The sequence below is a fragment of the Paracoccus sp. JM45 genome (assembly GCF_003590715.1).
GTDB lineage: Bacteria > Pseudomonadota > Alphaproteobacteria > Rhodobacterales > Rhodobacteraceae > Paracoccus.
In genome coordinates this window covers 25,069-48,097 of record NZ_QQVY01000003.1, presented here as the reverse complement: position 1 = coordinate 48,097, position 23,029 = coordinate 25,069, and the positions used below count along the sequence as shown (strand labels likewise).

Below are 23,029 nucleotides of genomic sequence, written 5' to 3'. Positions count from 1 at the left end.
CTATGCAAAGCCAGACCGAAAGGCCAGATGCCGTCATCGACGCGCCGCAGGGAAATTGGGTGGACCGCTATGCCCCGCCCGCCACACGCCCGTGGCTGCGGCTGTCACGCGCCGACCGTCCCATCGGGACGTGGTTGCTGTTGTTGCCCTGCTGGTGGGGTGTCGGGCTGGCAATGATGGCCGATGCGCCGCGCTGGTTCGACCTGTGGATCGCGATTGCCTGCACCATCGGGGCCTTCGTCATGCGCGGCGCAGGCTGCACATGGAACGACATCACCGACCGCGATATCGACGCACAGGTCGCGCGGACACGTTCGCGCCCGCTGCCATCGGGTCAAGTGACCCTGCGCGGGGCCTATCTGTGGCTGGCGGCACAAGGCTTGCTGGGATTGGTGATCCTGTTGACGCTGGGATGGGCGGCGGTCTGGATGGGCGTCGCCTCGCTGGCGCTGGTGGCCATCTATCCCTTTGCCAAACGGTTCACATGGTGGCCGCAGATCTTTCTGGGGCTGGCCTTCAACTGGGGTGTGATGCTGGCCTATGCCGCGCATATGGGCCGCGTTGATGCCGCCCCTGTCGTGGCATGGCTGGGTGCGATTGCATGGACGATCTTTTACGACACCATCTATGCCCATCAGGACGCCGAGGATGACGCCATGATCGGCGTCAAATCCACCGCCCGCCTGTTTGGTGACAACAGCCCCCGCATCCTGACCGGCTTTGCCATTCTGGCGGTCATCGTGCTGGCGATCGCCATCGCCCTGACCGGTCGCAATCTGTTGATAGCATGGACAGGACTTGCCGGATTTGGCCTGCATCTGGCGTGGCAGCTTAAGAATTTCGATCCCGATCAGGGGGATAGCTGCCTTCGCCTGTTCCGGTCCAACCGCGACGCGGGGCTGATCCTTACGCTGTTTCTTGCCATCGCCGGCGCGGCATGATTGCGCGGGGCCGTACTGCCCGCTAGACGTTGCAGGCTTGCAACAGCCCAAGGTTTTTAACGCATGCCATCCTCGCGCCGCAAAATCTCGACGACATTGGCGACATTACTTGTCCTGGGCGGCGCCGGTGGCCTGTCATGGGTCGGCGCACAGGCCGCTGCCACCTTTATCGAACAGCGCGCAGCGCAGGATGTCGGGCTGGCGCTGCGGACCTCGGGGTATGACTGGGCGCAGGTGTCCACCGACGGGCTGCGGGTCCGCCTGACCGGCACCGCCCCGTCCGAGGTCGAGCGTTTCCGCGCCATGACACAGGCCGCCACCGTCGTCGATGCCAGCCGGATTGTCGACCAAATGACGGTTGCTGCGGTGGATGCCATGACGCCCCCCGATTTCAAGGTCGAGCTGCTGCGCAATGACGATGGCATTTCCCTGATCGGACTTGTCCCCGCATCCACCAACCGCGAGGCGATCTTGCGGACTCTGCGCAGCGACGTGCAGGGCAATCAGGTGACCGATCTGCTGGAAAGTGCCGATTACCCCGTTCCCGACAATTGGAACGCGGCGATCAAATTCGGCATGGATGCCGCGCAGATGACAAAACAGGCGAAAATCTCGATCGAGCCGGGGCATGTGCTGGTCGCTGCCCTTGCCAAAACACGCGAAGACAAGGGCCAGCTGGAAGCAAACCTGAAGCGTATCCTGCCCAAAGGCGTGCGGTTGCAGACCGAAATTTCAGCGCCGCGACCGGTGATTGCCCCCTTTACGCTGCGTTTTGTCATGGACGCGGACGGCCCGCATTTCGACACTTGCGCCGCGGATGATGACGCCGCTCGCGACCGCATTGTGGAAGCGGCCCGCAACGTCGGGATGGAAGGTGCCGCCAGCTGTGTTCTGGGGCTTGGCGTGCCATCGCCCGAATGGGGTGCCGCAGCCGAGGTGGCGATTGCTGCCGTGGGCAAGCTGGGCGCAGGTCAGGTGACGATTTCGGATGCAGATGTTGCATTGGTGATCCCCGAAACCGTCGATCCTGCCCGATTTGACGCTGTGGCGGGGGAATTGGAAAACACCCTTCCGGCAGTATTTTCACTGAACGCCACGCTGGAAAAGGCCCAGCCCCGCGATCAGGGCCCGGCCCGTTTCACCGCCAATCTGACGGAAAACGGCAGCCTGTCGATGCAAGGTCGCATCGCCGACCAGCAAATGCGCGAGGCGGTGGACAGTTTTGCGACATCGCGCTTCGATGTGACGCAAAGCGGACTGCGCAGCGATGCAAATGTGCCCGGCGGCTGGACGGTGCGCGTGATCGCCGCGCTTGAGGCGATGGACGCCCTGCAGACCGGCACGGTGCAGGTCACCCCCGATCTGGTCACCGTGGCCGGCATGTCGGGCGACCCCAATGCCACCGATCACGCCGCGGCCCTGCTGTCGGAACGGCTGGGCGGTGGCGCGCGCTATTCGCTGTCCATCGGATATGACCGCCGGATGGACCCTGCCCTTGGCCTGCCAAACGGCGAGGAATGCGTGGCCAGCCTGAACACCGTGATGTCGGAAAGCGAGATCGGGTTCGAACCCAGCAAATCCGCCATTGCCGGTGATCCCGCCCCCACGCTGGACCGGCTGGCGCAGGCAATGACCGAATGCGCCGACTTCCAGATCGAGGCAGGCGGCCATACCGACAGCCAAGGCTCGGAAGGGTTTAACGCCGAACTGTCGCGCGGGCGGGCACAAGCCATTGTGACAGCCATGCATGGGGCGGGCATTGATGTCACCAATATGACCTCGCGCGGGTATGGCGAAAGCCAGCCCATCGAATCAAACGAGACGGAAGAAGGCCGCGAGGCCAACCGCCGCATCGAATTTCGCCTGCTGTCACCCCACCCCGTCCGCGGCGATGCGATCCCAACCCCCGCGCCGGTGACCGGTATTACCGGTCAGCAAAACGAAACGCCCGCCGCTGCACCGCAGATGCAAGGGCCGAACCTGCCGGAAATGCAGGGACCGAACCTGCCTGTCGTGACGCCCGCGCCGCAAATGCAGGGCCCGCAATTGCCGCGCATCAGTGATACGCCCAATATGGCCCCCATGACCATCGGCGTCAGTGAAGAGTTCCAGACGCTGGACGAACGCGAAGAAAACCTTAGGGTGCCCGTACAGACCGCAGACGAGAATACGCCCCGCCCCGGCGCACGCCCCGAAGATATTGCCGATCGTGCCGCGGCCCAAGACGAAGCGAAGACCGAATGAACCGTTCCGAATTTATCGCCGTCACTGCCGTTATCCTGTTCGGCGCATTTCTTCTGGGATGGATTGCAAGCTGGCTGGTTCACCGTATCGCCCGCCCTGTGCGCGCCGATATGTCGGAACTGGATCACATGGCCCAACAACTACACGAGGCCGAGGAACAGCGCGACAGCGCTATTGCCCTGCTGGAACAGCGCGAGGCGACGCTGTCATCGCAACTGGCCGGTGCGAATGCCGAAGCCCGCGCCGCGATGGAGGGACTGCGCGACAGCCGGACCGAAGTCGAGGAATTGCGCGATTACATCGAGGCCAAACTGGCCCATCGCTAAAGCCTTTGATCAGGACATGAAAAAAGGGGGCTGATTGCCCCCTTTTCTTTTGGCATCGTGAATGGCGTCAGATGCCTGCTTCGACAATAGCGCGTGCGAGAACCGGCACGGTGTCGCTGTTCAGACCGGCGATGTTCAGACGCGAATCACCCACCATATAGATACCTGCATCACGCTTCAGCGTTTCGACCTGCGCCGGCGTCGCGCCAAGGCGCGAGAACATGCCGCGGTGATGTTCGATGAAATCGAAACGGTCGCTGCCCGACAATTGGCGCAATTCAGATGCCAGCTGCGTGCGAAGGCCCAGCATGGTGTTACGCACGTCTTCCAGTTCGGCGGCCCAATCGGCGCGCAGATCATTGTCGGTCAGGATAGTGCCGACGATGCGCGCACCGTGATCAGGCGGGAAGGAATAGGTCTGGCGGTTCAGGAAGGCCAGCGACCCTTGGGTCATATCGCGCGTCGTGGTGTCATTGGTCAGCACCATCAGAATGCCTGTCCGTTCGCGATAGATGCCGAAGTTCTTGCTGCATGACGCGGCAATCAGCACCTGCGGCAGGCGCGAGGCGATCAGGCGCGTGCCCGCAGCATCGGCGTCCAGACCGTCACCAAAGCCCTGATAGGCCAGATCGATCATCGGGATCGCGCCGGATTTTTCCAGAATCTCTGCAACCTCGGCCCATTGTTCAATGGTCAGGTTCGCGCCGGTCGGATTGTGGCAGCAACCGTGCAGCAGGACGATGTCATCCTTTTTGGCCTTTGCCAGATCGGCCTTCATCGCCTCGAAATCAACGCCACGCGTTTCGGCATCGAAATATGCGTATTCGACCATGGGCAGGCCCATGAATTTCATGATCGACAGATGGTTCGGCCATGTCGGGTTCGACACGAAGACCGTGACATCGGGGTTTGCCATACGGGCCAGTTCCAGCGCCTGACGGATGGCGCCTGTGCCACCCACCGTCGCGACGGATGCCAGACGGTCGGCAGGGACCTCACCCAGAATCATTTGCGCCATGGAATTGCGGTATTCCGCCTCTCCGGCCAGCACGGTGTAGGATTTGGTGGTCTGGGTTTCCCAGATGCGCTGTTCGGCAGCTTTGACGGCGCGCATGACCGGCGTGACGCCCTGCGGGTCCTTATAAACCCCGACGCCCAGATCGATCTTGCCCTGTCGGGTGTCGGCCTTGAATTCTTCGATCAGCATCAGGATCTTGTCAGGAGCTTGGGCTTTAAGGTTAGACAGCATCTTAGGCGTCTCCGGTTGCAATGTTCAGGTCGGCAAAGCTGCCCCATTCGGTCCAGCTGCCATCGTAGAGTGCGTGGTTGCGGTGCCCCAACCGTTCCAGCGCCAGCGACAGAATTGCCGCCGTGACGCCGCTGCCACAGGTGGTGATGGCGGGTTGGGTCAGATCGACGCCGGCGGCATCGAACAGGGCGCGCAGGGCATCTGTGTCAAGCATCGTGCCATCTGCGTTAAACATTTGCGGCCAGGGCAGATTGCGCGATCCGGGAATGTGACCCGCACGCATACCAGCGCGGGGTTCGGGCTGGTCGCCCCTGAAACGTTCCGCGCTGCGGGCGTCGATAATCTGGTGATCGCCCAGCTTGCTGGCCGAGGCGACCTGCGTCACGTCGCGCACCAGACCCGCCTGTCGCTGGACGGTAATATGGCGGTCGCGCAGGATCAGGGGCATATCTTCGACAGGCCGCCCTTCGGCGCGCCATTTGGCAAAACCGCCATCCAGAACGGCAACATCGGTTTTGCCCATCAGCCGCATGGTCCACCAGACGCGAAAGGCGCTGTGCACGTCGGAATTGTCATAGATGACCATCTGGTGCCCGTCGCCAATGCCCATTGCACGCATGCGGCTGATGAACATTTCGACCGGCGGGGCCATATGCGGCAGCGTGCTGCGTTTGTCGCTGATTGCATCAATGTCAAAGAAACGGGCGGCAGGGATATGGGCCGCGTCATATTCGGCGCGGGCGTCACGGCCGCTGTCGGGCATATGCCAGCTGGCGTCGATAATCCGCAGATCGGGGTCGTTCAGATGCGCGGCCAACCAATCGGTCGAAACCAGTGTCTTCGGATCGTCCTGCATTGCGGCCCCCCTTGCTGCGCCGCCCTGATTTACAGGGCCGAAGGCTGCGCTGCAATGCCGCAAGGGCCTAACCTTGCTTCAGAAGCCGCTGTTTCTGGCGTCCCCAGTCACGTTTTGCACTGGTTTCACGCTTATCGTGGTTTTTCTTGCCCTTGGCGATGCCGATTTTCAGCTTCACCATGCCGCGATGGTTGAAATACATGACCAGCGGAACAAGGGTCATCCCTTCACGGCCCGTGGCCTGCCACATACGCGACAATTCACGTTTGCTGACCAGCAACTTGCGACGGCGGCGTGCATCATGGCCGAACACACCGGCACGCAGCAGGGGCGCGATATAGCCGTTGATCAGCCACAGCTCGCCATCCTCGACCGAGGCATAGCTTTCGGCGATGTTGGATTGACCGACCCGCAGGGATTTTACCTCGGATCCGGTAAGCATGATGCCCACCTCGAGATCGCTCTCGATGAAATAATCATAGCGTGCGCGCCGGTTCTCGGCGATCACCTTATAGTTCTTGCTGTCGTCATCCTTGGCCATAGCATCGTCAGATAGGCACGCAATCGCGCTGTGTAAAGATGAAGACGCATCGGCACCCTGCCAATTTTGAAGAGAAAACCAGTCACAAGGGGATAAACATGCTGGAACAGATCGCCTTGGGCTCCATGATCATGGTGGCCAGCATCCTGTTGTCGGGCATGGCCGTCTGGGTGATGGAAATCGCCTTTGCCCATGCCACACCCTGGCTGGTGCGCGCGCCCCACCGTCCCAAACTGATCGCCGTCGTAATCGTGGCCAGCCTTGGGGTGCTGCGCATGGTGACCATCTCGGTCTGGTTATGGGCTTTGGCCTTTCACGCCATGGGCATGTTTTCAGGGTTGGAGGAGGCGATGTATTACACCTTGGTCACCTTTACCACGCTTGGCTATGGCGATGTGCTGATGCCGCAAGACTGGCGCATATTGGGGGGATTGGCGGCTGCAAACGGGGTGTTGAACTTTGGCTTGATGACAGCCTTCATGGTCGAGGCTTTGCGGCACGTCCGCATCCGCCAGATCGAATTCATGAAAGGACGATAGGACATGCGGCAGATGGGACAGGCGAAGGCCGGTAGAACAGCGGCACAGCACCAGAATGCGGCACCGCAGAACAACGCCCGTTTGAAAGCCGCATCATGAAGGCCGGTCCCCGCAATCTTATCACCGATGTTCCCGGTTTGCGGGTCGGAAATGCAGGCGATGACGATGTGAAATCCGGCGTCACCGTGCTGACGGCGGATGCGCCATTCGCGGCGGCGGTGCATGTGATGGGCGGCGCACCCGGCACCCGTGAAACCGATCTGCTGGCACCGGATAAGATGGTGCAATCGGTGGATGCGCTGGTGCTGTCTGGCGGTTCGGCCTTCGGTTTGGCATCCTGCGACGGCGTGGTGCAGGCCCTGCATCAGGCAGGCCGCGGCTTTGCCATCGGCGATGCACGGGTGCCCATCGTCCCCGGTGCGATTGTTTTCGATCTGTTGAATGGCGGCAATAAGGTCTGGGACCAGAACCCCTATCCGCAGCTGGGCCATGCCGCATGGACGGCGGCTGCCACCGATTTCGACATCGGCACCCATGGTGCGGGCATCGGGGCACTGACGGGACGGCTGAAAGGCGGGCTTGGCTCTGCCTCGGCGGTGCTGGACAACGGGATGACTGTCGGGGCATTGGTGGTGGCCAACCCGCTGGGGCACGCCAATATCGACAATGGCCGGCATTTCTGGGCAGCACCTTGGGAAATGGATGGCGAATTCGGTGGGCTGGGCCTGCCAGACCGCTTTGTTCCGGCATGGGAACCGACCCCTGGCAAGGATCTGGGCGAATCGACGACCATCGCCATCATCGCAACCGACGCAAAACTGGATAAGGCAGGGCTGAAGCGTCTGGCCACAGTCGCCCATGACGGTATGGCCCGCGCATTGGTGCCCAGTCATACACCCTTGGACGGAGATCTGGTGTTCGCCGTCTCCACCGGTGCACGCGAATTGGATGACCCTTTGGCGGACCCCTATCTGCTGGGCCATGTGGCATCCTGCACCTTGGCCCGTGCCATCGCCCGCGCAATCTATGCCGCCACCCCTGCGGATGGTGATGTTCAGACATCCTGGCAATCACGCTTCGGCACATAAGGGAAAGGCGGCGCATGGGAAAATGCGCCGCCTAAACAGAGAGAGATCATCAAGAGGGAAGCCTGATGATTCCAGACCGAACGCCACCCGCCGATATTCGGTTGCATAGAGTATCCACCGAATTTTCACTTTTTTCGTGAGGGATTCAAAAGTGCGGAACGCGTTTTGACATGACCGGTCGGGCGTGGTCATTTGATGCCGAAACCTTTCGCAAGGATACCGATATGACCTCTGGCACAACCGACCTTAAATCGCTGCTGCGTGATCCCTCATTGCTGGAAAGCCGCGCCTTTCTAGCGGGCGAATGGGTCGATGCCCCCGACGGCGCGACATTCGATGTCAAAAACCCCGCACGCGGTGATGTAATTGCCAAGGTCGCCGATCTGGGCCGCGCGGATGTGTCCCGTGCCATTGATGCCGCCGAAAGCGCCATGAAGGAATGGGCCGCCCGCCCCGCCAAAGAACGCGCCCAGATCATGCGCCGCTGGTATGATCTGATGATGGAAAACCAGGACGATCTGGGCCGCATCATGACCGCCGAACAGGGCAAGCCCCTGGCCGAGGCAAAGGGCGAGGTTGCCTATGGCGCCAGCTTTATCGAATGGTTCGGCGAAGAGGCCAAGCGCGTTTACGGTGAAACCATCCCCGGTCATCAGGCCGACAAGCGCCTGTCCGTCATCCGCCAACCCATCGGCGTCGTGGGCAGCATTACCCCGTGGAACTTTCCGAATGCCATGATCGCCCGCAAAGCCGCACCGGCGCTGGCCGCAGGCTGTGGTTTTGTGGCCCGTCCGGCGGCCGAAACGCCCCTGTCGGCATTGGCCATGGCGGTCTTGGGCGAACGCGCAGGCCTGCCCAAGGGCATCCTGTCGGTCGTCACATCATCGCGGTCCAGCGATGTCGGCAAGGAATTCTGCGAAAACCCCAAGGTCCGCAAACTGACCTTCACCGGATCAACCGAAGTGGGCCGCATCCTGCTGCGTCAGGCCGCCGATCAGGTCATGAAATGCAGCATGGAGCTGGGCGGCAATGCCCCCTTCATCGTCTTTGACGACGCCGATCTTGATGCCGCCGTCGAAGGGGCGATGGCATCGAAATTCCGCAACAACGGCCAGACCTGCGTCTGTGCCAACCGGATCTATGTGCAGGCCGGTGTCTATGATCAATTTGCCGAAAAACTGGCCGCAGCCGTCAGCAAGCTGAAGGTCGGTGACGGTCTGGAAGACGGCGTCACCACTGGTCCTCTGATCAATAAGGATGCCGTCGAAAAGGTACAGGAACATATCCGCGACATCACCGACGGCGGTGGCCAAATTCTGGCAGGCGGCGAACCGATCAAGGGGTTGTTCTTCGAACCGACGGTCGTGACCGGCGTGACAGATTCCATGAAGGTCGCGATCGAGGAAACCTTCGGTCCCCTTGCCCCCCTGTTCAAATTCGACACCGAAGATGAGGTCGTCGCCAAAGCCAATGATACGATCTTCGGTCTGGCCTCCTATTTCTATGCCCGCGACATCGGCCGCATCACCCGCGTTCAGGAAGGCTTGGAATATGGCATCGTGGGTGTGAACACCGGCCTGATCTCGACCGAGGTGGCACCCTTCGGTGGCGTCAAGCAATCGGGTCTGGGTCGTGAAGGCAGCCGCCACGGCATGGATGACTATCTGGAGATGAAATACATCTGCCTGTCCGTGTGACAGTTTCCCCACATTTTCCACAACGCGGCGATTTGGACGGAACGGATTGCCGCGTTAAGCCTTATCCCCCTGAAGGGTCACCGGACGGGTGGCTGCATGATGAACTGCAAGGGGACTACTCATGGAAGGTTTCGGCTGGATCCTGACGATCATTCTGGGCGCAATTGCCGGTTGGATCGCGGAAAAAATCATGAAGGGCGATCATGGCCTGCTGACGAATATCATCTTGGGTATTCTGGGTGCGCTGATCGGTAACTGGTTGTTCCGCCTGATCATCGGCTCGACCGCCGGTGGCGTGATCGGACAGCTGGTCGTCGCGGTGATCGGCGCCTGTATCCTGATCTGGGGCTATCGCGCGATCCGCGGACGCAGCTGATAGATATAGCCATCGGACATAAAGAAAGGCCGGCATTGCGCCGGCCTTTTTTCATACTATCGGATCAAAACGCTTATGCGTCGTCGTCGTCTTCATCCTTGCTGTCGGGCAGGTTGAAGAAGTTATCAGCATCCAGCCGCTCGTCACGCTTTTCTTCATCACGGCTGAGGCTGAAGTTTTCCAGACCTGCAATCGAAGACGGCATGCGCGGTTCTTCGGACATCGCCAGCGAGGTTTCGGTGCTGACCAGTTTGCGACGTTCGTCGTCGGTCATCACGATACCTTCGGCAGCGCGCTTTTTGGCGGCCTTCTGGACAGCAGCGTCCAGTTCCGTCTGACGGCACAGACCCAAAGCAACCGGATCGATCGGCTGGATGTTCTGGATGTTCCAATGGGTGCGCTCACGGATCGCACCGATGGTCGGCTTGGTGGTGCCCACCAGCTTGGCAATCTGCGCGTCTGCCAGTTCCGGATGGAATTTGACCAGCCACAGGATGGCTGCGGGGCGGTCCTGACGCTTGGACAGCGGCGTGTAACGCGGACCGCGACGCTTTTCCTCGCCCTCGCTGGCGGGGTTGTGCTGCAGGTGCAGTTGGTAGGTCGGGCTGGCTTCGGCGCGCTTGATTTCAGCGGCTTCCAACTGGTTCGAGGCGATGGGGTCAAAGCCTTTCACGCCAGCTGCGACATCACCATCCGCGATGCCTTGAACCTCAAGCTCGTGCAGACCGCAGAAATCACCGATCTGTTTGAAGCTCAGCGTCGTGTTATCGACCAGCCAGACGGCGGTGGCCTTGGCCATCAGCGGCTTGCTCATGTCAGTCTCCTTCGCATGTCTGTCCCGAACATAGAGGCTTACGCCGGAAAAACGGCTTTGGCGGACGCCATTCCTCGTTCTCGGGGGGGGAATTGCTGGGTGATATAGCGATTCCGCTGGCCAGAGAAAAGAGGATTCGCGCAAAAGACGGATGCAAGCCGACTTGGGCCACGCTAGGCTGCCATTATGCGCATCTTATCCCTTGCCCTTGTGGCCCTGCTGCCCCCCCTGCCCCTGATGGCCCGCGATGTGGCCGGGCAGTTCGATTATTACGTTCTGGCCGTTAGCTGGCAGCCATCATGGTGCGCCAGCACAGGCGATGATCGCGATGCCCCCGAATGCAAAGCAGGCACCGCCCGTGATTTCAGCATCCACGGCTTATGGCCGCAAAACGAAAGCGGCTGGCCCGAATATTGCAACACGCGCGAACGTGATCCGTCGCGGCGTGAAAGTCAGGCGATGTCGGATGTAATGGGGTCCGGGGGCCTTGCGTGGTATCAATGGCAAAAGCACGGTCGCTGCACGGGCCTGTCATCCGCCGATTATTACCAAACGACACGCGACGCGCTGCAGGCGATAAATATCCCGCAGGTGTTTGATGATCTGGCCCGCGACATTTCGATCCCGCCCACCGTGATCGAGGATGCCTTTATCGAGGCCAACCCCGATTTCCGGCGTGACGGCATCACCATCGGCTGCCGCAGCAACGCCCTGACCGAGGTTCGCATTTGCCTGACCCGCGATCTGGAACCACGCGACTGCGCCCCCGACGCACGCCGCGATTGTAGCCAGCCCAGCATCCTGATGGAACAGGTGCGCTAGACTTCATTTGCGTCCCGCGATGGCCGGGGGCGCTTCGCCCCCGGACCCCCCGAGGATATTTCTCACGCGTGAGACGCTGGTTAACCCTATTTTAGCCTGTCAGCTGCAATGTCATGAATGCGGTACAGGCGGGGACGCCGATGACCGTCACGAGTGAAGCCGCAAGTGCCGATATATAAGAAGATCGGCACTTGCCTGCGCCTCCGGCGTTCATTCGTGCCTAAGATATCCCCGCCGGAGGCACCTGCCATCGCCTCAAGAATCGCCGGCGACTTTCAGAACGATCTTGCCGATATGCCCACTGGTTTCCATGCGGCGATGGGCATCGGCGGCATTGGCCAGTTCAAATTCGCTGTCGATGGTAACAGCGACAGAGCCCGCAGCAATCATCGGCCACAGCTTCTTGCGGATCTCATCCGCGATTTCTGCTTTGGCAACATCCGATTGCGGGCGCAGGGTGGACCCCGTGACTGTCAACCGGTTCATCATGATATGGGCAAAGTTCAGTTCGACCTTAGGCCCTTCAAGAAAGGCGATCATCACCAGACGACCATCCTTTGCAAGGCTGGCGATATTGCGCGGAATATAGCTGCCGCCAACCATATCCAGAATCAGATCGGCACCACCGGCTTCGTTCAGGATCTTGGTGAAATCCTGATCCTTATAGTTGATGGCAGTCGCGCCAAGCGCCTTGATCGCATCACATTTCGCATCACTGCCCGCGGTTGCGAACACGCGCGCACCAAGGGCATGGGCGATCTGGATGGACATCATGCCGATGCCGGATGTGCCGCCATGGACCAGAAACCGTTCACCGCCCGTCAGCTTGCCGCGCTGGACGACGTTCGACCAGACGGTAAAGGCGGTTTCGGGCAAACAGGCACCCTCTTTCATCGACAGGCCTTCAGGGATACGCAGTGCATGGTCGGCATGGCAGACTGCATATTCGGCATAGCCGCCACCGGGAAGCAGGGCGCAAACCTTTTCGCCTTTTTTCCAACGGGTCACGCCGGCACCGACGCCGACAATTTCGCCCGAAGCCTCCAGCCCGGGCAAGTCCGATGCACCCGCTGGCGGGGCATAGGCACCCGCGCGCTGCAGGACATCGGGTCGGTTCACACCGGCATAGGCAATCTTGATCAGGATCTGGTCATGGCAGGGGACCGGCACCGGACGGTTGGCCTGACGCAGAACATCAGGGCCGCCCGCCGAGGCGATCTCGATCGCGGTCATCGAATCGGGGAACATGGTATCTCCTTAATGGGTCTTGCCGGGCAGCGGGTTCGGCTTTGGGGCCCGTATCCAGCCAAAGGCTGCCTTGGTAAAACCTTCGGCCCCAGGCAGACTACGCAGACGCGCCTTAATGGTTTCGAAATTCATCACACCATCAATGCGACGGTCGATAAAGGCACGACTTTCGGCATGGTCCGGCGAATCATCGCCCAGCCAGAACAACACGCTGGCTGAAATCACCGCCGACAGGGTGGCGCGCTTGGAATACCAGTTCACATCATCGGATTTATCACCAAGGCCGGTCCAGATGACATCCGCAGTTTCCCAGACCAGCCGCGCGGCCAATGCCGCGTTCTGCGGCATGGCCAATGTGGCGGCACCCGCACGGACCAATTCGGGGTCCACCAGCTGCAAACGCAGCCAGACGGCTTGGGAAACCCGGTCGCGGAAACGTCCCTCGGGCGGGGTTTCGGCCAGCGATTGTTGCAGTTCACGGTCCGCGCGGCGGTGATAGGCGGCGGAAAGCCCCGCGCCCCCTTGCGGAAAATGCACCCGCACAAGGCCGGGCGCCATGCCGATGTCGCGGGCGCCCGCCATCAGGGCGTTATCGTTCATCCCCTCGAAGGGGACGTGGATCAGCGCGGCCTCAAGAAGGGCATCTTGGTCGGTCTGTATCATGGCACACCTATCTGGACATATGCGTCCGTGGCTGTTAGGGGGACGCTTCCTGCAATCTTGCAACTCTAACCTAGGAAGGTGGTGACAACCACATGCAGGTCAATGTTCGCGACAACAACGTCGAGCAAGCGCTCCGCGCCCTGAAGAAAAAACTTCAGCGCGAAGGTGTCTTCCGCGAAATGAAGCTTAAGCAACATTTCGAGAAGCCGTCGGTCAAGAAAGCCCGTGAAAAGGCCGAGGCCGTTCGCCGTGCCCGCAAGCTAGCCCGTAAAAAGGCACAGCGCGAAGGCGCACTGTAAGACGACGCGATCAGCGTCATCAAAAAGCCCCGCGGCACCATGTCGCGGGGCTTTTTACATGTCCGGTCACAGCGCATTGCGCGGCATCGGCAAGGTGCCACGGTTGTAATCGGACCAATCGGTGATTTCGGGGTAGAATTGCTTGCGCCACGCCCGCACGCGCGGGTTCATGCGCCGCCGCCAGATGGGTGGCACCATCGCCACGAAGGTCATCGCCGGATAGCCGAAAGGCAGTTGCGGGGCCTGATCCTTGCCATAGGTCTGTAACAGCGGAAAGCGGCGGTCGGGTTTGTAATGGTGGTCGGAATGGCGTTGCAGATTGATCAGCAACCAGTTGGACGCCGTGTGGCTGGCATTCCAGCTGTGACGCGGCAGGATATGTTCATAGCGCCCTTCGCCCAGATGTTTGCGCGTCAGACCGTAATGTTCGACATAGTTTGTCAGCTCCAGCTGCCAGACGGCGATGAAGGCCTGAAAAACGAACAGCCCCAGCCCTGCCCAGCCACCAAAAAGCAGCGCCAGCGCCAGCATCCCTGCCTGCAACGCGGCATAACGCCAGAACGGGTTGCGCCTGTCCCACACACTCCGCTTGCCCCGCGCCAGCATCCGCGTTTCGGCCCGCCATGCACTGTGGGGGCCATCGGTGAGCACGCGCCAGAAAAAGCGGTAAAAGCCTTCGTTATAGCGTGCAGATACGGCATCGCGCGGGGTCGAGACCCATGAATGATGCACCAGCAGATGTTCGGTCCGGAAATGCGAATAAAGCACACTGGCCAACAATAGATCCCCCAACCAGCGTTCCAGCGCGGTTTTCTGGTGCAGCAGTTCATGCGAATAGACGATACCGATGCTGCCCGACAGCACCCCGATGCCAAAGAACAGGCCGAGCTGTTCCCAACCCGACAAATTCCCGCTGGAACGCACATACCAGATGGACCCGAAGATTGCGGCGAATTGCAGCGGGAACCAGATGATGGTGATGGCGCGGTGCCAGAACAGCTGTGCCGTTTCGGTTTGCGGATCTGGGTTTTCGTCATTCAGCCCAAGAATCTTGTCCAGCACCGTGGTAAGGTACCACGCATAGGCAGGCAGCAACGCCCACCAGAATCCGCCCCTGATGGCCGCCAGCGCGACCAAGGGGATCATGACAGCCGACAACCAGAAGGGCGCTGCAGCAGGAAGCTTTGCGGCGGATGAATCACTCATGCGGCAAAGTCTAAGCGGCGATTTCGCTTTGCGCCAGATCCCAGACCTTACGCATCAGTCCCGGCAAGGCATCGCGGTCGATCTGTCGCAGCGGCGTCAATTGGCCGCGTTCGGGATTGCCGGTCAGATCGCCGATCATCACCGTCATGGTCAGGCTGAAATGCGTGAACACATGCCGCACCGTGCCGATGTCCCGCCAATCGGCGGCACCGGGGGGTGGCAGGTCGCGTCCGTCCCAGCAGGCGGACGGAAAGGCCATGGTTCCGCCCAGCAGGCCCTTGGCAGGGCGTTCCTCTAGCAGGATGCGGTCGCCGGTGCGGGCGATCCAGGCGATGCCGCTGCGTTCCGGCTTGGGTGCTTTGGGGGTTTTCGCAGGCAGATCGGGGGCGATGCCCTGTGCGCGGGCATCGCAGAATCCGGTCAACGGACAGATCACGCAGGCCGGCTTTCGCGGGGTGCAGATCGTCGCGCCCAGATCCATCATCGCCTGCGCGTAATCGCCCGGACGCGATTGCGGCGTCATGGTTCCGGCCAGTTGCGTCAGCTCGGGTCTGGATTGCGGCAGGGGGGTGCGGACGGCAAACAGCCGCGACACCACACGTTCGACATTCCCGTCCACCACCGTTTCCGGCAAATCAAACGCAATCGAGGCAATAGCCGCTGACGTATAGGGCCCGATCCCCGGCAATTCCTGCAACCCCGCACGGGTGTCGGGAAAGGCACCGCGTTCGGCCACCGCACGCGCACAAGCCAGCAGATTGCGGGCGCGGGCATAATATCCAAGCCCCGCCCATTCACCCATCACCTGTGCATCGGGGGCTGCAGCCAGATCCTGAACGGTTGGCCATAATGCGGTGAACCGCAAGAAATATTCCTTGACGGCGGCAACGGTTGTCTGCTGCAACATCACCTCGGACAGCCAGACACGATAGGGGTCGGCGGGCGCACCATTCGGCGGAACACGCCAAGGCAGGACGCGGGCATGACGGTCGTACCAGTCAAGCAGGTTTTCGGCGATCACTTTGCTGTCACGCAATTATGTGGCCTCGTGGGGTTGGGCACGCTTTCATCCGGACGGATGGCTGGCTAAGGATATAGGCGTGATAACAGAACATGGAACAATGGCACAGACACCCTATCGCCCCTACAAACAGATCCGTCGCCGCAACCGCGGCTTTCAGGCGGCATCTTCCCTATTGGCGGATCGTGTTCAAAAGACCGCCGAGGGGCGTGGCTTTGCTGTTGCCCGTCTTCTGACAAACTGGTCCGAGGTGGCAGGCCCCCAGCTTGCCGCCGTGACCCGCCCCGTCAAGATCAGTCACAGCCGTGGCGCTTTCGGCGCGACGCTGACCCTGCTGACGACGGGACCGATGGCCCCCATGGTCGAAATGCAACTGCCCCTGCTGCGTGACAAGGTGAACGCCTGTTACGGCTATAACGCGGTGCAGCGCATTACGTTGACGCAAACCTCGGCCACGGGGTTTGCACAGGGGCAGGCTAGTTTCGACCATGCACCCAAGGAAGAAAAAGCCCCTGATCCCGAAAGCGTCAAAGAGGCCGATAAAATCGGTTCCCAGTTCGACGACCCGACACTGGCACAGGCCATGGCCATGCTGGCGTTGAATGTCGCCACACGAAAATCCCGCAAGACCTGATCCGAAAGACCCGAAAGGACTTCCCATGTTTCTCCGCTCTGCCGCGACCGTTTTTGCGCTGGCCTTTGCTGCGCCTGTCATGGCCCAGGACGCCCCTGCCCCCGAAGTTCTGCCCGATGTGGCTTTGGGTGCCGAGGATGCACCGCTGACCATCATCGAATATGCCAGCTTTACCTGCGGGCATTGCGCGAACTTCCACAACGATGTCTTCCCCGACCTGAAGGCGGATTACATCGACACCGGAAAGGTGAAATTCGTCCAGCGCGATATCTATTTCGACCAACCGGGCCTTTGGGCCGGCATCATGGCCCGCTGCGGCGAGGGTGAAAAATTCTATCCCGTTGCCGATATGCTGTTCGAAGAACAGGGCGACTGGCTGTCGGGCGGTTCGGGCGATGAAGTCGCCGCAAGCCTGCGCAAGATCGGCCTGAAAGCCGGTATGACGGACGAACAAATGACCGCCTGCTGGGATGATACCGCCAAGGTCGAACAGCTGATCGCAACCTTCCAGACCAATGCCACCAATGATGATATCCAGGCCACGCCGACCTTTATCATCGGTGACCAGACTGTCCCGAACCAGGCATGGGACAGCATGAAAGAAATCATCGACACCAAACTGGCCGAGGCCGAAGCAACCGCGCCTGCAAACTGATGACGCCTCTTGCGGGTCTGAAAGTCGTCGAATTGGCCCGTATTCTGGCCGGCCCTTGGGCCGGTCAGATTCTGGCGGATCTTGGGGCGCAAGTCATCAAGGTGGAAGCACCCGAGGGCGATGATACCCGCCGTTGGGGGCCACCTTTCATCGATCATCAAGGCGATCGCAGTGCCGCCTATTTCCACGCCACCAATCGTGGCAAGAAATCGGTCATTGCAGATTTCCGCACCGCCGAAGGGCGCCAGAAAGTCCGTGACCTGATCGCGAACGCCGATATCGTGATCGAGAATTTCAAGGTGGGTGGTCTTGCCAAATACGGGCTGGATTACGCCAGCCTTTCGGTCCTGAACCCGCGCCTGATCTATTGCAGCGTGACGGGCTTTGGCCAGACCGGCCCCTATGCCCATCGCGCCGGATATGATTTCATCATTCAAGGCATGTCCGGTTTGATGAGCGTGACCGGCGATCCATCCGGCCAGCCCCAGAAGGTCGGTGTTGCTGTTACGGATGTTTTCACCGGTGTTTATTCGGCGGTTGGCATTCTGGCCGCTGTCCAGCAACGCGAACGCACGGGACGCGGTCAGCATATCGATATGGCGCTGATGGATGTTGCCACCTCGGTGATGGCCAATCAAGCGATGAACTATCTTAGCACGGGTGATGCGCCCGAAAGGATGGGGAACGCCCATCCCAATCTGGTGCCCTATGCGGTCTTTGACTGCGCGGACGGCTGGATCATCATCGCCACCGGCAATGACGCGCAATATCGCAGGCTCTGCGCGGTACTGGGCCTGCCTGCGCTTGCAGATGCGCCCGCCTATGCCACCAATTCCGACCGGATCGAGAACCGTCAGGCGCTGACCGACCTTCTGTCCTCTGTTACGGTCACATGGGCCCGCGACGACCTGCTGAAGGCGCTGGAGGATCAGGGTATTCCCGCCGGTCCCATCAATGACATGTCCGATGTCTTTACCGACCCGCAGGTGATCGCCCGCAATCTGCGGATTTCGCCCCAAGGTGTGCCGGGCGTCCGGCTTCCGATTACCTTTTCGGAAGGGGAACTGGCACTGGATCATGCATCACCGCCCCTTGGAGGTGACGACTAAGACCCGCGCGGCGTTGATTTTTTCCCGAGTTCACATCATTGTGCGCTTGCGGCACCGTGTCGTGGAAACAAAAGGGACAGGGTCATATGATAAACGAATTCAAGGCATTTATTGCCCGCGGCAATGTTGTCGAACTGGCGGTCGGTATCATCATAGGTGCGGCGTTTACCGCCATCGTCAATTCGATGGTGGTCGATCTGATCAACCCGATCATCGGCCTGCTGACCGGCGGCGTTGATTTCACCAACAAATATCTGGTGCTGTCAGGCGAAGTACCCGCAGGTGCCAGCCTTGAGGCGGCCCGTGAAGCCGGTGCCGCAATCTTTGCTTACGGTGCCTTCATTATGGCAGTGATCAATTTCCTGATCATCGCATGGGTCGTGTTTTTGATCGTGAAAATGGTCAACCGGATGCAGGCCTCGATCATCAAGAAAGAAGAGGCCACCCCCGAAGCCCCCGCAGGTCCCACACAGGAAGAATTGCTGGCCCAGATCCGCGATCTGCTGGCCACCCGCGCCTGATACCCAAGGCCGCGCCACATTGGCGCGGCCTTTTTCCGTCACAGCCCCAGAACAGCGTCCGCTGTGACTGCATCCAGCCCCAACGCCTGCCCCACGGGGACAGAGGTCAGTTGCCCTTCATGGGTGGACAAGCCCGCACGCAGATGCGGATCGTCGATCAGCGCTTGGCGCCAGCCCTTATCGGCCAAAGCCATCAGATGCGGCATCGTCACATTGCCCAAGGCCTGCGTTGCCGTCCGCGCAACCGCCCCCGGCATATTGGCCACACAGTAATGCACCACGCCGTCCACCTCATAGATCGGGTCCTGATGCGTGGTCGCGCGTGAGGTTTCGAAACAGCCGCCTTGGTCAATGGCCACATCCACCAGCACCGCACCTTGGGGCATCGTCGACAATTGCGCATGGCTGACCAGCTTGGGGGCCGCAGCGCCGGGGATCAGCACGGCACCGATGACCATATCGGCGGATCTGATCAGCTGGGCGGTCGCGGCCTCGCTGGCGTATTGGGTGGTCAGCTTGCCCATGAAGACATCATCCAGATAGGACAGACGCGCCACCGACCGGTCCATGACGGTGACATTCGCCCCCATTCCGACCGCAACACGCGCCGCCGCCGCGCCAACGACGCCGCCGCCGATAATCACCACATTCGCCGGTGCCACGCCGGGCACGCCGCCCAGCAGCACCCCGCGCCCGCCATTGGCCTTTTGCAGCGCCCACGAGCCGACCTGAGGGGCCAGACGGCCTGCCACCTCGGACATGGGGGCCAACAGCGGCAACCCGCCGCGTGCGTCCGTCACAGTCTCGTACGCGATGGCAGTGACGCCGCTGTCCAACAGGTCGCGGGTCTGGTCGGCATCGGGGGCCAGATGCAGATAGGTGAACAGGATCTGGCCCTTACGCAGCATCTTGCGTTCGCCGGCCTGCGGTTCCTTGACCTTGATGATCAGATCGGCGGCATCAAAGACCGATGCGGCATCCGGCGCGATCTTCGCACCGGCCTTGGTGTAATCCTCATCCGTGAAACCCGCACCGATCCCCGCGCCGGTTTCGACCAGCACATCATGGCCACGGCCGGTGGCCTCGGCGGCGGCGGCGGGGATCAGGCCGACGCGGAATTCCTGCGGCTTGATTTCTTTGGGGCATCCGATTTTCATAGCTCTCCTCCCAGAGGTCTGATGGTTCATCTTGCGCGCCCTTTGCCCGAAGGTGCTGCGAAGCTGGATGCCTTGCGGCGTATCTCACCGAAGAATCCGCTGGAAATCTCTGCCGTCATGGAAGAACTTGCGGCCATGTCCGAACTTGACGCAATAGACCGCCGAATCCTTGCCCTGCTGCAGACCCAAGGGCGAATCAGCAATGCCGAACTGGCCGAGCGGGTGCATCTGTCCCCGTCCGCCTGCCACAGACGCGTCCAGCGGCTTGAGGAAGCTGGTGTGATTTCCGGCTATGTCGCGCTGCTGGATGCGCGCGCCCTGCGCCGACAGACCACCGTCTTTGTGGAAATCACCCTGTCAGGTCAGGCGGATGAAGTTCTGGACGCTTTCGAAAAAGGCGTCCGCAGCATTCCCGACGTGCTGGAATGCCACCTGATGGCGGGCACCGCCGATTACCTGCTGAAAATCGTGGTCGAGGATACGGATGATTTCGCCCGCATCCACCGCCAGCACCTGTCGCGCCTGCCCGGTGTCGCGCAGATGCATTCCAGCTTTGCCTTGCGGACCGTGTTCCGCACGACAGCCATCCCCGTCTAGGCAAAAGAAAACCCCGTCATGGGGACATGACGGGGGAAGGTGGCCCCGCGCAAGCGGGCACGGGGCTGAGGCGAACTGTAAAAACCGGGGTCAGTTGGGTCGGGCGACCTCGCCCTCCATCTCGGCGCGGATCTGTTGGCGCAGGATATCCAGCGGAATCATTTTCCCTTCCCGCCGGAAATGCCAATAGGTCCAGCCGTTGCAACTGGGCGCGCCTTCAAGGGCGGCACCGACCTGATGGATGCTGCCTTTGACATCATTGCCGATCAGGCTGCCATCGGCACGGACACGGGCTTTGTGGCGGTTGCCCAGTGAAAACAATTCCTCGCCCGCGCGCAGCATGCCGCGTTCGATCACCTGACCGAAGGGAATGCGCGGTTCGGCACGTTTGGCACGGGTGGTGGCGATCACTTCGGCGTCCAGACGGCGGGTGCGTTCCAGACGCTTGGTCGCCGCATCGCGATAGGCTTCCTCGCGCTCGATCCCGATATAATCGCGGCCCAGCATCTTGGCGACAGCGCCGGTGGTGCCGGTGCCGAAAAACGGGTCCAGCACCACATCACCTGGATTGGTGGTGCCGATAATCACACGGTGCAGCAACGCCTCGGGCTTTTGGGTCGGATGGGCTTTGTCGCCCTGCCCGTCCTTCAAGCGTTCACCGCCGTTGCAAATGGGAATGACCCAATCGCTACGCATCTGTGTCCCTTCGTTCAGGGACTTCAGCGCCTCGTAATTGAAGGTATATTTCGAGGTTTCCGATTTCGCCGCCCAGATCAGTGTTTCATGCGCATTGGTCAGACGCTTGCCACGGAAATTCGGCATCGGATTGGATTTGCGCCAGATCACGTCGTTCATGATCCAGAACCCCTGATTCTGGATTTCCGCGCCGACGCGGAAGATGTTGTGATAGCTGCCGATGACCCAGATGGCCCCGTTCGGTTTCAGCAGGCGCCGTGCCGCCGTCAGCCAGTCACGGGTGAATTTGTCATAAATGGCAAAGCTGTCGAACTGGTCCCAATGGTCATCGACGGCATCGACCTTAGAATTGTCGGGCCGGTGCAGGTCACCCTTCAGCTGCAGATTATAGGGCGGATCGGCAAAGATCAGGTCGATGCTGGATTCAGGCAATCCATTCATCAACTCGATGCAATCACCGCCCAGAATCTGGTTCAACGGCAGAGACGGCGGCACGGGAACCGTGCGCGGACTTTTGATTTTCGTCATGTTCTGCCTCTGGGAAACTGCCGGTTTTTACCGATCTGGTGTTTCCTTAAGATGATTCAGACGCGAATCGGCGTCAATTTGTTTTTTGAATCAATTGCTTGCCACTGGGGATTTACACAAGATGTTGTGGACAGGCTTGAAGCTGCGTCTATGACAAGGGGTCACACCCAGTTCGATCAGGGCTTTCTTATGGGCAGGCGTGGGGTATCCGGCGTTCACTTCCCAGCCATAGCCCGGATACTGTTGCGCCAAATCCTCCATGATGCGATCGCGCAACACCTTTGCAAGGATCGAGGCCGCGGCAATCGTCACGCTGCGCGCATCGCCTTTGACGATCGCTTCGGCGGGCAGATCAAGATCCTTGGGCAGCTTGTTTCCATCGACCAGCACGTGACAGGGCCGCTGTTTCAGCCCCGCCACAGCCCGACACATCGCCAGATGCGACGCGTGATAGATGTTCAGCCGGTCGATATCCTCGACGCTGACATGGGCCACGGACCAGTCACAGTTTTCCATCAGCCAAGCGGCCAGAGCCTCGCGCTTTTTGGCGGTCAGCTTCTTTGAATCGTTCAACCCGTCGGGGATGTTGGCAGCGTCCAGAATGACGGCGGCGGCGGTGACAGGCCCGCACAGCGGACCGCGCCCGACTTCGTCCACCCCTGCGACATGGGTGGCACCTTGGGCGATGGCGGCGGCTTCAAAGCTGAAATCGGGGCCGTTCATCGGGTGAAGGTCACAGGGTCGATTGTAACCTCTTGCAGGTTCACGCCTTCGCCCTCGCGGTCGACGACCAGAAAATCGGCGGGGTGATCCAGCGGCGTCAGCACCCCGTGCCAGACACCGGCCCGCAGGTTCACGCCGACACCTGAAGGCACCAGAAAGGCCAGCGGCGCGCCGGGCTGGCCATCCACATCAGGGGCCACGACCGACAGCCAGTCCCCCTGCCCCATCGGCATGAACGCCTGCGACCCCAGCGGATGCCGTTCCAGCAGTTCGCAGGTATAGGGCAGGCTGACCGGTTCGGACCGGAAGATCGAGATGATGGCCTCTCCCCCGTGACGTTCGACCGTTGCCAGCGCGTGATGGCGTTCGCAACGCCCCGCGTTGATCATGCGGTCGGCTGCGGATTTCGGGGTCAGCACATCGCCATAGGGCGCAAAGGCCGTGGCGGTCAGCGGTTCGATACGGATCGTGGTCATGGT

26 protein-coding genes are annotated in these 23,029 nt (G+C 60.7%); 14 read left to right on the top strand and 12 right to left on the bottom strand.

The annotated features are described in order from the left end of the window. The first annotated feature begins 2 nt into the window (after positions 1 to 2). The 3 genes from ubiA to DWB67_RS05830 all read left to right on the top strand — a co-directional run bounded on the left by ubiA (position 3) and on the right by DWB67_RS05830 (position 3,511). Positions 3 to 941: a 4-hydroxybenzoate octaprenyltransferase gene (gene ubiA / locus DWB67_RS05840; protein WP_119806601.1), complete on the top strand. Its 939-nt coding sequence runs from the start codon at positions 3 to 5 to the stop codon at positions 939 to 941. 63 nt (positions 942 to 1,004) lie between these two features. Next, positions 1,005 to 3,185, top strand: coding sequence for an OmpA family protein (locus DWB67_RS05835; protein ID WP_119806600.1), 2,181 nt, complete (start codon positions 1,005 to 1,007; stop codon positions 3,183 to 3,185). Next, a complete protein-coding gene (locus DWB67_RS05830) occupies positions 3,182 to 3,511 on the top strand; it encodes a hypothetical protein (RefSeq protein WP_119806599.1) in 330 nt (109 codons plus the stop codon). The genes DWB67_RS05835 and DWB67_RS05830 overlap by 4 nt, the downstream gene beginning before the upstream one ends. A gap of 67 nt (positions 3,512 to 3,578) precedes the next feature. Here the strand turns inward: DWB67_RS05830 and DWB67_RS05825 are convergent, their stop codons facing one another. From DWB67_RS05825 to smpB, 3 genes are all read right to left on the bottom strand, one after another. Beyond that, positions 3,579 to 4,760 (bottom strand): amino acid aminotransferase, encoded by a 1,182-nt coding sequence (locus DWB67_RS05825; RefSeq protein WP_119806598.1) that lies wholly within the window; start codon positions 4,758 to 4,760, stop codon positions 3,579 to 3,581. A gap of 1 nt (position 4,761) precedes the next feature. Further along, on the bottom strand, positions 4,762 to 5,616 hold the full coding sequence (gene sseA, locus DWB67_RS05820; RefSeq protein WP_119806597.1) for a 3-mercaptopyruvate sulfurtransferase: 855 nt from the start codon (positions 5,614 to 5,616) through the stop codon (positions 4,762 to 4,764). Positions 5,617 to 5,683: 67 nt separating this feature from the next. Beyond that, positions 5,684 to 6,157 (bottom strand): SsrA-binding protein SmpB, encoded by a 474-nt coding sequence (smpB, locus tag DWB67_RS05815; RefSeq protein ID WP_119806596.1) that lies wholly within the window; start codon positions 6,155 to 6,157, stop codon positions 5,684 to 5,686. A gap of 98 nt (positions 6,158 to 6,255) precedes the next feature. Here smpB and DWB67_RS05810 point away from each other — a divergent pair, with 98 nt between their 5' ends. The 4 genes from DWB67_RS05810 (at position 6,256) to DWB67_RS05795 (ending at position 9,857) form a co-directional block, all read left to right on the top strand. Further along, entirely contained in the window at positions 6,256 to 6,696 is a 441-nt protein-coding gene (locus DWB67_RS05810) for an ion channel (protein WP_119806595.1), read from the top strand. A gap of 95 nt (positions 6,697 to 6,791) precedes the next feature. Beyond that, positions 6,792 to 7,784, top strand: coding sequence for a P1 family peptidase (locus tag DWB67_RS05805; RefSeq protein ID WP_119806594.1), 993 nt, complete (start codon positions 6,792 to 6,794; stop codon positions 7,782 to 7,784). 224 nt (positions 7,785 to 8,008) lie between these two features. Beyond that, positions 8,009 to 9,481 carry an NAD-dependent succinate-semialdehyde dehydrogenase gene (locus DWB67_RS05800; RefSeq protein ID WP_119806895.1) on the top strand — a complete coding sequence of 491 codons (1,473 nt, stop codon included), beginning with the start codon at positions 8,009 to 8,011 and terminating at the stop codon, positions 9,479 to 9,481. Positions 9,482 to 9,602: 121 nt separating this feature from the next. Next, on the top strand, positions 9,603 to 9,857 hold the full coding sequence (locus tag DWB67_RS05795; RefSeq protein WP_119806593.1) for a GlsB/YeaQ/YmgE family stress response membrane protein: 255 nt from the start codon (positions 9,603 to 9,605) through the stop codon (positions 9,855 to 9,857). Positions 9,858 to 9,930: 73 nt separating this feature from the next. On the opposite strand, the gene DWB67_RS05790 is transcribed toward DWB67_RS05795, so the two are convergent. Further along, positions 9,931 to 10,671, bottom strand: coding sequence for a DUF1013 domain-containing protein (locus DWB67_RS05790; RefSeq protein ID WP_119806592.1), 741 nt, complete (start codon positions 10,669 to 10,671; stop codon positions 9,931 to 9,933). Between the two features lie 186 nt (positions 10,672 to 10,857). Between DWB67_RS05790 and DWB67_RS05785 the strand changes: the two genes are divergently transcribed. Then, entirely contained in the window at positions 10,858 to 11,493 is a 636-nt protein-coding gene (locus DWB67_RS05785) for a ribonuclease T2 (RefSeq protein ID WP_119806591.1), read from the top strand. A 255-nt stretch (positions 11,494 to 11,748) separates the two neighbouring features. Here the strand turns inward: DWB67_RS05785 and DWB67_RS05780 are convergent, their stop codons facing one another. Both DWB67_RS05780 and DWB67_RS05775 read right to left on the bottom strand, forming a co-directional pair. Continuing rightward, positions 11,749 to 12,741: an NAD(P)H-quinone oxidoreductase gene (locus tag DWB67_RS05780; RefSeq protein WP_119806590.1), complete on the bottom strand. Its 993-nt coding sequence runs from the start codon at positions 12,739 to 12,741 to the stop codon at positions 11,749 to 11,751. Between the two features lie 9 nt (positions 12,742 to 12,750). Next, positions 12,751 to 13,404 (bottom strand): COQ9 family protein, encoded by a 654-nt coding sequence (locus DWB67_RS05775; RefSeq protein ID WP_255418567.1) that lies wholly within the window; start codon positions 13,402 to 13,404, stop codon positions 12,751 to 12,753. Positions 13,405 to 13,496: 92 nt separating this feature from the next. Here DWB67_RS05775 and rpsU point away from each other — a divergent pair, with 92 nt between their 5' ends. After that, positions 13,497 to 13,703: a 30S ribosomal protein S21 gene (rpsU, locus tag DWB67_RS05770; RefSeq protein ID WP_081994671.1), complete on the top strand. Its 207-nt coding sequence runs from the start codon at positions 13,497 to 13,499 to the stop codon at positions 13,701 to 13,703. A 66-nt stretch (positions 13,704 to 13,769) separates the two neighbouring features. On the opposite strand, the gene DWB67_RS05765 is transcribed toward rpsU, so the two are convergent. Further along, positions 13,770 to 14,909 carry an alkane 1-monooxygenase gene (locus DWB67_RS05765; protein ID WP_119806589.1) on the bottom strand — a complete coding sequence of 380 codons (1,140 nt, stop codon included), beginning with the start codon at positions 14,907 to 14,909 and terminating at the stop codon, positions 13,770 to 13,772. Between the two features lie 10 nt (positions 14,910 to 14,919). Continuing rightward, positions 14,920 to 15,945 (bottom strand): A/G-specific adenine glycosylase, encoded by a 1,026-nt coding sequence (gene mutY / locus DWB67_RS05760; protein WP_119806588.1) that lies wholly within the window; start codon positions 15,943 to 15,945, stop codon positions 14,920 to 14,922. 64 nt (positions 15,946 to 16,009) lie between these two features. Here mutY and DWB67_RS05755 point away from each other — a divergent pair, with 64 nt between their 5' ends. The 4 genes from DWB67_RS05755 (at position 16,010) to mscL (ending at position 18,849) form a co-directional block, all read left to right on the top strand. Then, positions 16,010 to 16,564, top strand: a complete 555-nt coding sequence (locus tag DWB67_RS05755) for a DUF721 domain-containing protein (RefSeq protein WP_255418566.1) — start codon at positions 16,010 to 16,012, stop codon at positions 16,562 to 16,564. A 25-nt stretch (positions 16,565 to 16,589) separates the two neighbouring features. Next, a complete protein-coding gene (locus DWB67_RS05750) occupies positions 16,590 to 17,219 on the top strand; it encodes a DsbA family protein (protein ID WP_119806586.1) in 630 nt (209 codons plus the stop codon). Further along, on the top strand, positions 17,216 to 18,328 hold the full coding sequence (locus DWB67_RS05745; protein WP_119806893.1) for a CaiB/BaiF CoA-transferase family protein: 1,113 nt from the start codon (positions 17,216 to 17,218) through the stop codon (positions 18,326 to 18,328). The genes DWB67_RS05750 and DWB67_RS05745 overlap by 4 nt, the downstream gene beginning before the upstream one ends. An 86-nt stretch (positions 18,329 to 18,414) precedes the next feature. Beyond that, the gene (gene mscL / locus DWB67_RS05740) at positions 18,415 to 18,849 is read left to right on the top strand and encodes a large conductance mechanosensitive channel protein MscL (protein ID WP_119806585.1); all 435 of its coding nucleotides are present in this window, start codon (positions 18,415 to 18,417) and stop codon (positions 18,847 to 18,849) included. Between the two features lie 38 nt (positions 18,850 to 18,887). Here mscL and ald read toward each other — a convergent pair whose 3' ends face one another. Continuing rightward, positions 18,888 to 20,006 (bottom strand): alanine dehydrogenase, encoded by a 1,119-nt coding sequence (ald, locus tag DWB67_RS05735; RefSeq protein ID WP_119806584.1) that lies wholly within the window; start codon positions 20,004 to 20,006, stop codon positions 18,888 to 18,890. 135 nt (positions 20,007 to 20,141) lie between these two features. Between ald and DWB67_RS05730 the strand changes: the two genes are divergently transcribed. Beyond that, a complete protein-coding gene (locus DWB67_RS05730) occupies positions 20,142 to 20,603 on the top strand; it encodes an Lrp/AsnC family transcriptional regulator (RefSeq protein ID WP_119806892.1) in 462 nt (153 codons plus the stop codon). Positions 20,604 to 20,693: 90 nt separating this feature from the next. Here DWB67_RS05730 and DWB67_RS05725 read toward each other — a convergent pair whose 3' ends face one another. The 3 genes from DWB67_RS05725 to DWB67_RS05715 form a co-directional block, all read right to left on the bottom strand. After that, on the bottom strand, positions 20,694 to 21,827 hold the full coding sequence (locus DWB67_RS05725; RefSeq protein WP_119806583.1) for a site-specific DNA-methyltransferase: 1,134 nt from the start codon (positions 21,825 to 21,827) through the stop codon (positions 20,694 to 20,696). 90 nt (positions 21,828 to 21,917) lie between these two features. Further along, entirely contained in the window at positions 21,918 to 22,550 is a 633-nt protein-coding gene (locus tag DWB67_RS05720) for a ribonuclease HII (RefSeq protein WP_119806582.1), read from the bottom strand. Further along, the gene (locus tag DWB67_RS05715) at positions 22,547 to 23,026 is read right to left on the bottom strand and encodes an ureidoglycolate lyase (RefSeq protein WP_119806581.1); all 480 of its coding nucleotides are present in this window, start codon (positions 23,024 to 23,026) and stop codon (positions 22,547 to 22,549) included. Before DWB67_RS05715 ends, DWB67_RS05720 begins: the two co-directional genes overlap by 4 nt. Positions 23,027 to 23,029 lie beyond the last annotated feature (3 nt).

Excerpts from the sequence above, each read along its gene's own strand:
- DWB67_RS05810 (WP_119806595.1), top strand. The coding sequence starts at position 6,256 with ATGCTGGAACAGATCGCCTTGGGCTCCATGATCATGGTGGCCAGCATC.
- DWB67_RS05775 (WP_255418567.1), bottom strand. The coding sequence starts at position 13,404 with ATGATACAGACCGACCAAGATGCCCTTCTTGAGGCCGCGCTGATCCAC.
- rpsU (WP_081994671.1), top strand. The coding sequence starts at position 13,497 with ATGCAGGTCAATGTTCGCGACAACAACGTCGAGCAAGCGCTCCGCGCC.
- DWB67_RS05765 (WP_119806589.1), bottom strand. The coding sequence starts at position 14,909 with ATGAGTGATTCATCCGCCGCAAAGCTTCCTGCTGCAGCGCCCTTCTGG.
- DWB67_RS05805 (WP_119806594.1), top strand. The coding sequence starts at position 6,792 with ATGAAGGCCGGTCCCCGCAATCTTATCACCGATGTTCCCGGTTTGCGG.
- DWB67_RS05720 (WP_119806582.1), bottom strand. The coding sequence starts at position 22,550 with ATGAACGGCCCCGATTTCAGCTTTGAAGCCGCCGCCATCGCCCAAGGT.
- DWB67_RS05795 (WP_119806593.1), top strand. The coding sequence starts at position 9,603 with ATGGAAGGTTTCGGCTGGATCCTGACGATCATTCTGGGCGCAATTGCC.
- ald (WP_119806584.1), bottom strand. The coding sequence starts at position 20,006 with ATGAAAATCGGATGCCCCAAAGAAATCAAGCCGCAGGAATTCCGCGTC.
- ubiA (WP_119806601.1), top strand. The coding sequence starts at position 3 with ATGCAAAGCCAGACCGAAAGGCCAGATGCCGTCATCGACGCGCCGCAG.
- DWB67_RS05750 (WP_119806586.1), top strand. The coding sequence starts at position 16,590 with ATGTTTCTCCGCTCTGCCGCGACCGTTTTTGCGCTGGCCTTTGCTGCG.
- DWB67_RS05830 (WP_119806599.1), top strand. The coding sequence starts at position 3,182 with ATGAACCGTTCCGAATTTATCGCCGTCACTGCCGTTATCCTGTTCGGC.
- DWB67_RS05790 (WP_119806592.1), bottom strand. The coding sequence starts at position 10,671 with ATGAGCAAGCCGCTGATGGCCAAGGCCACCGCCGTCTGGCTGGTCGAT.
- DWB67_RS05835 (WP_119806600.1), top strand. The coding sequence starts at position 1,005 with ATGCCATCCTCGCGCCGCAAAATCTCGACGACATTGGCGACATTACTT.
- DWB67_RS05780 (WP_119806590.1), bottom strand. The coding sequence starts at position 12,741 with ATGTTCCCCGATTCGATGACCGCGATCGAGATCGCCTCGGCGGGCGGC.
- DWB67_RS05785 (WP_119806591.1), top strand. The coding sequence starts at position 10,858 with ATGCGCATCTTATCCCTTGCCCTTGTGGCCCTGCTGCCCCCCCTGCCC.
- sseA (WP_119806597.1), bottom strand. The coding sequence starts at position 5,616 with ATGCAGGACGATCCGAAGACACTGGTTTCGACCGATTGGTTGGCCGCG.
- DWB67_RS05725 (WP_119806583.1), bottom strand. The coding sequence starts at position 21,827 with ATGACGAAAATCAAAAGTCCGCGCACGGTTCCCGTGCCGCCGTCTCTG.
- DWB67_RS05800 (WP_119806895.1), top strand. The coding sequence starts at position 8,009 with ATGACCTCTGGCACAACCGACCTTAAATCGCTGCTGCGTGATCCCTCA.
- mscL (WP_119806585.1), top strand. The coding sequence starts at position 18,415 with ATGATAAACGAATTCAAGGCATTTATTGCCCGCGGCAATGTTGTCGAA.
- DWB67_RS05715 (WP_119806581.1), bottom strand. The coding sequence starts at position 23,026 with ATGACCACGATCCGTATCGAACCGCTGACCGCCACGGCCTTTGCGCCC.
- DWB67_RS05730 (WP_119806892.1), top strand. The coding sequence starts at position 20,142 with ATGTCCGAACTTGACGCAATAGACCGCCGAATCCTTGCCCTGCTGCAG.
- DWB67_RS05825 (WP_119806598.1), bottom strand. The coding sequence starts at position 4,760 with ATGCTGTCTAACCTTAAAGCCCAAGCTCCTGACAAGATCCTGATGCTG.
- smpB (WP_119806596.1), bottom strand. The coding sequence starts at position 6,157 with ATGGCCAAGGATGACGACAGCAAGAACTATAAGGTGATCGCCGAGAAC.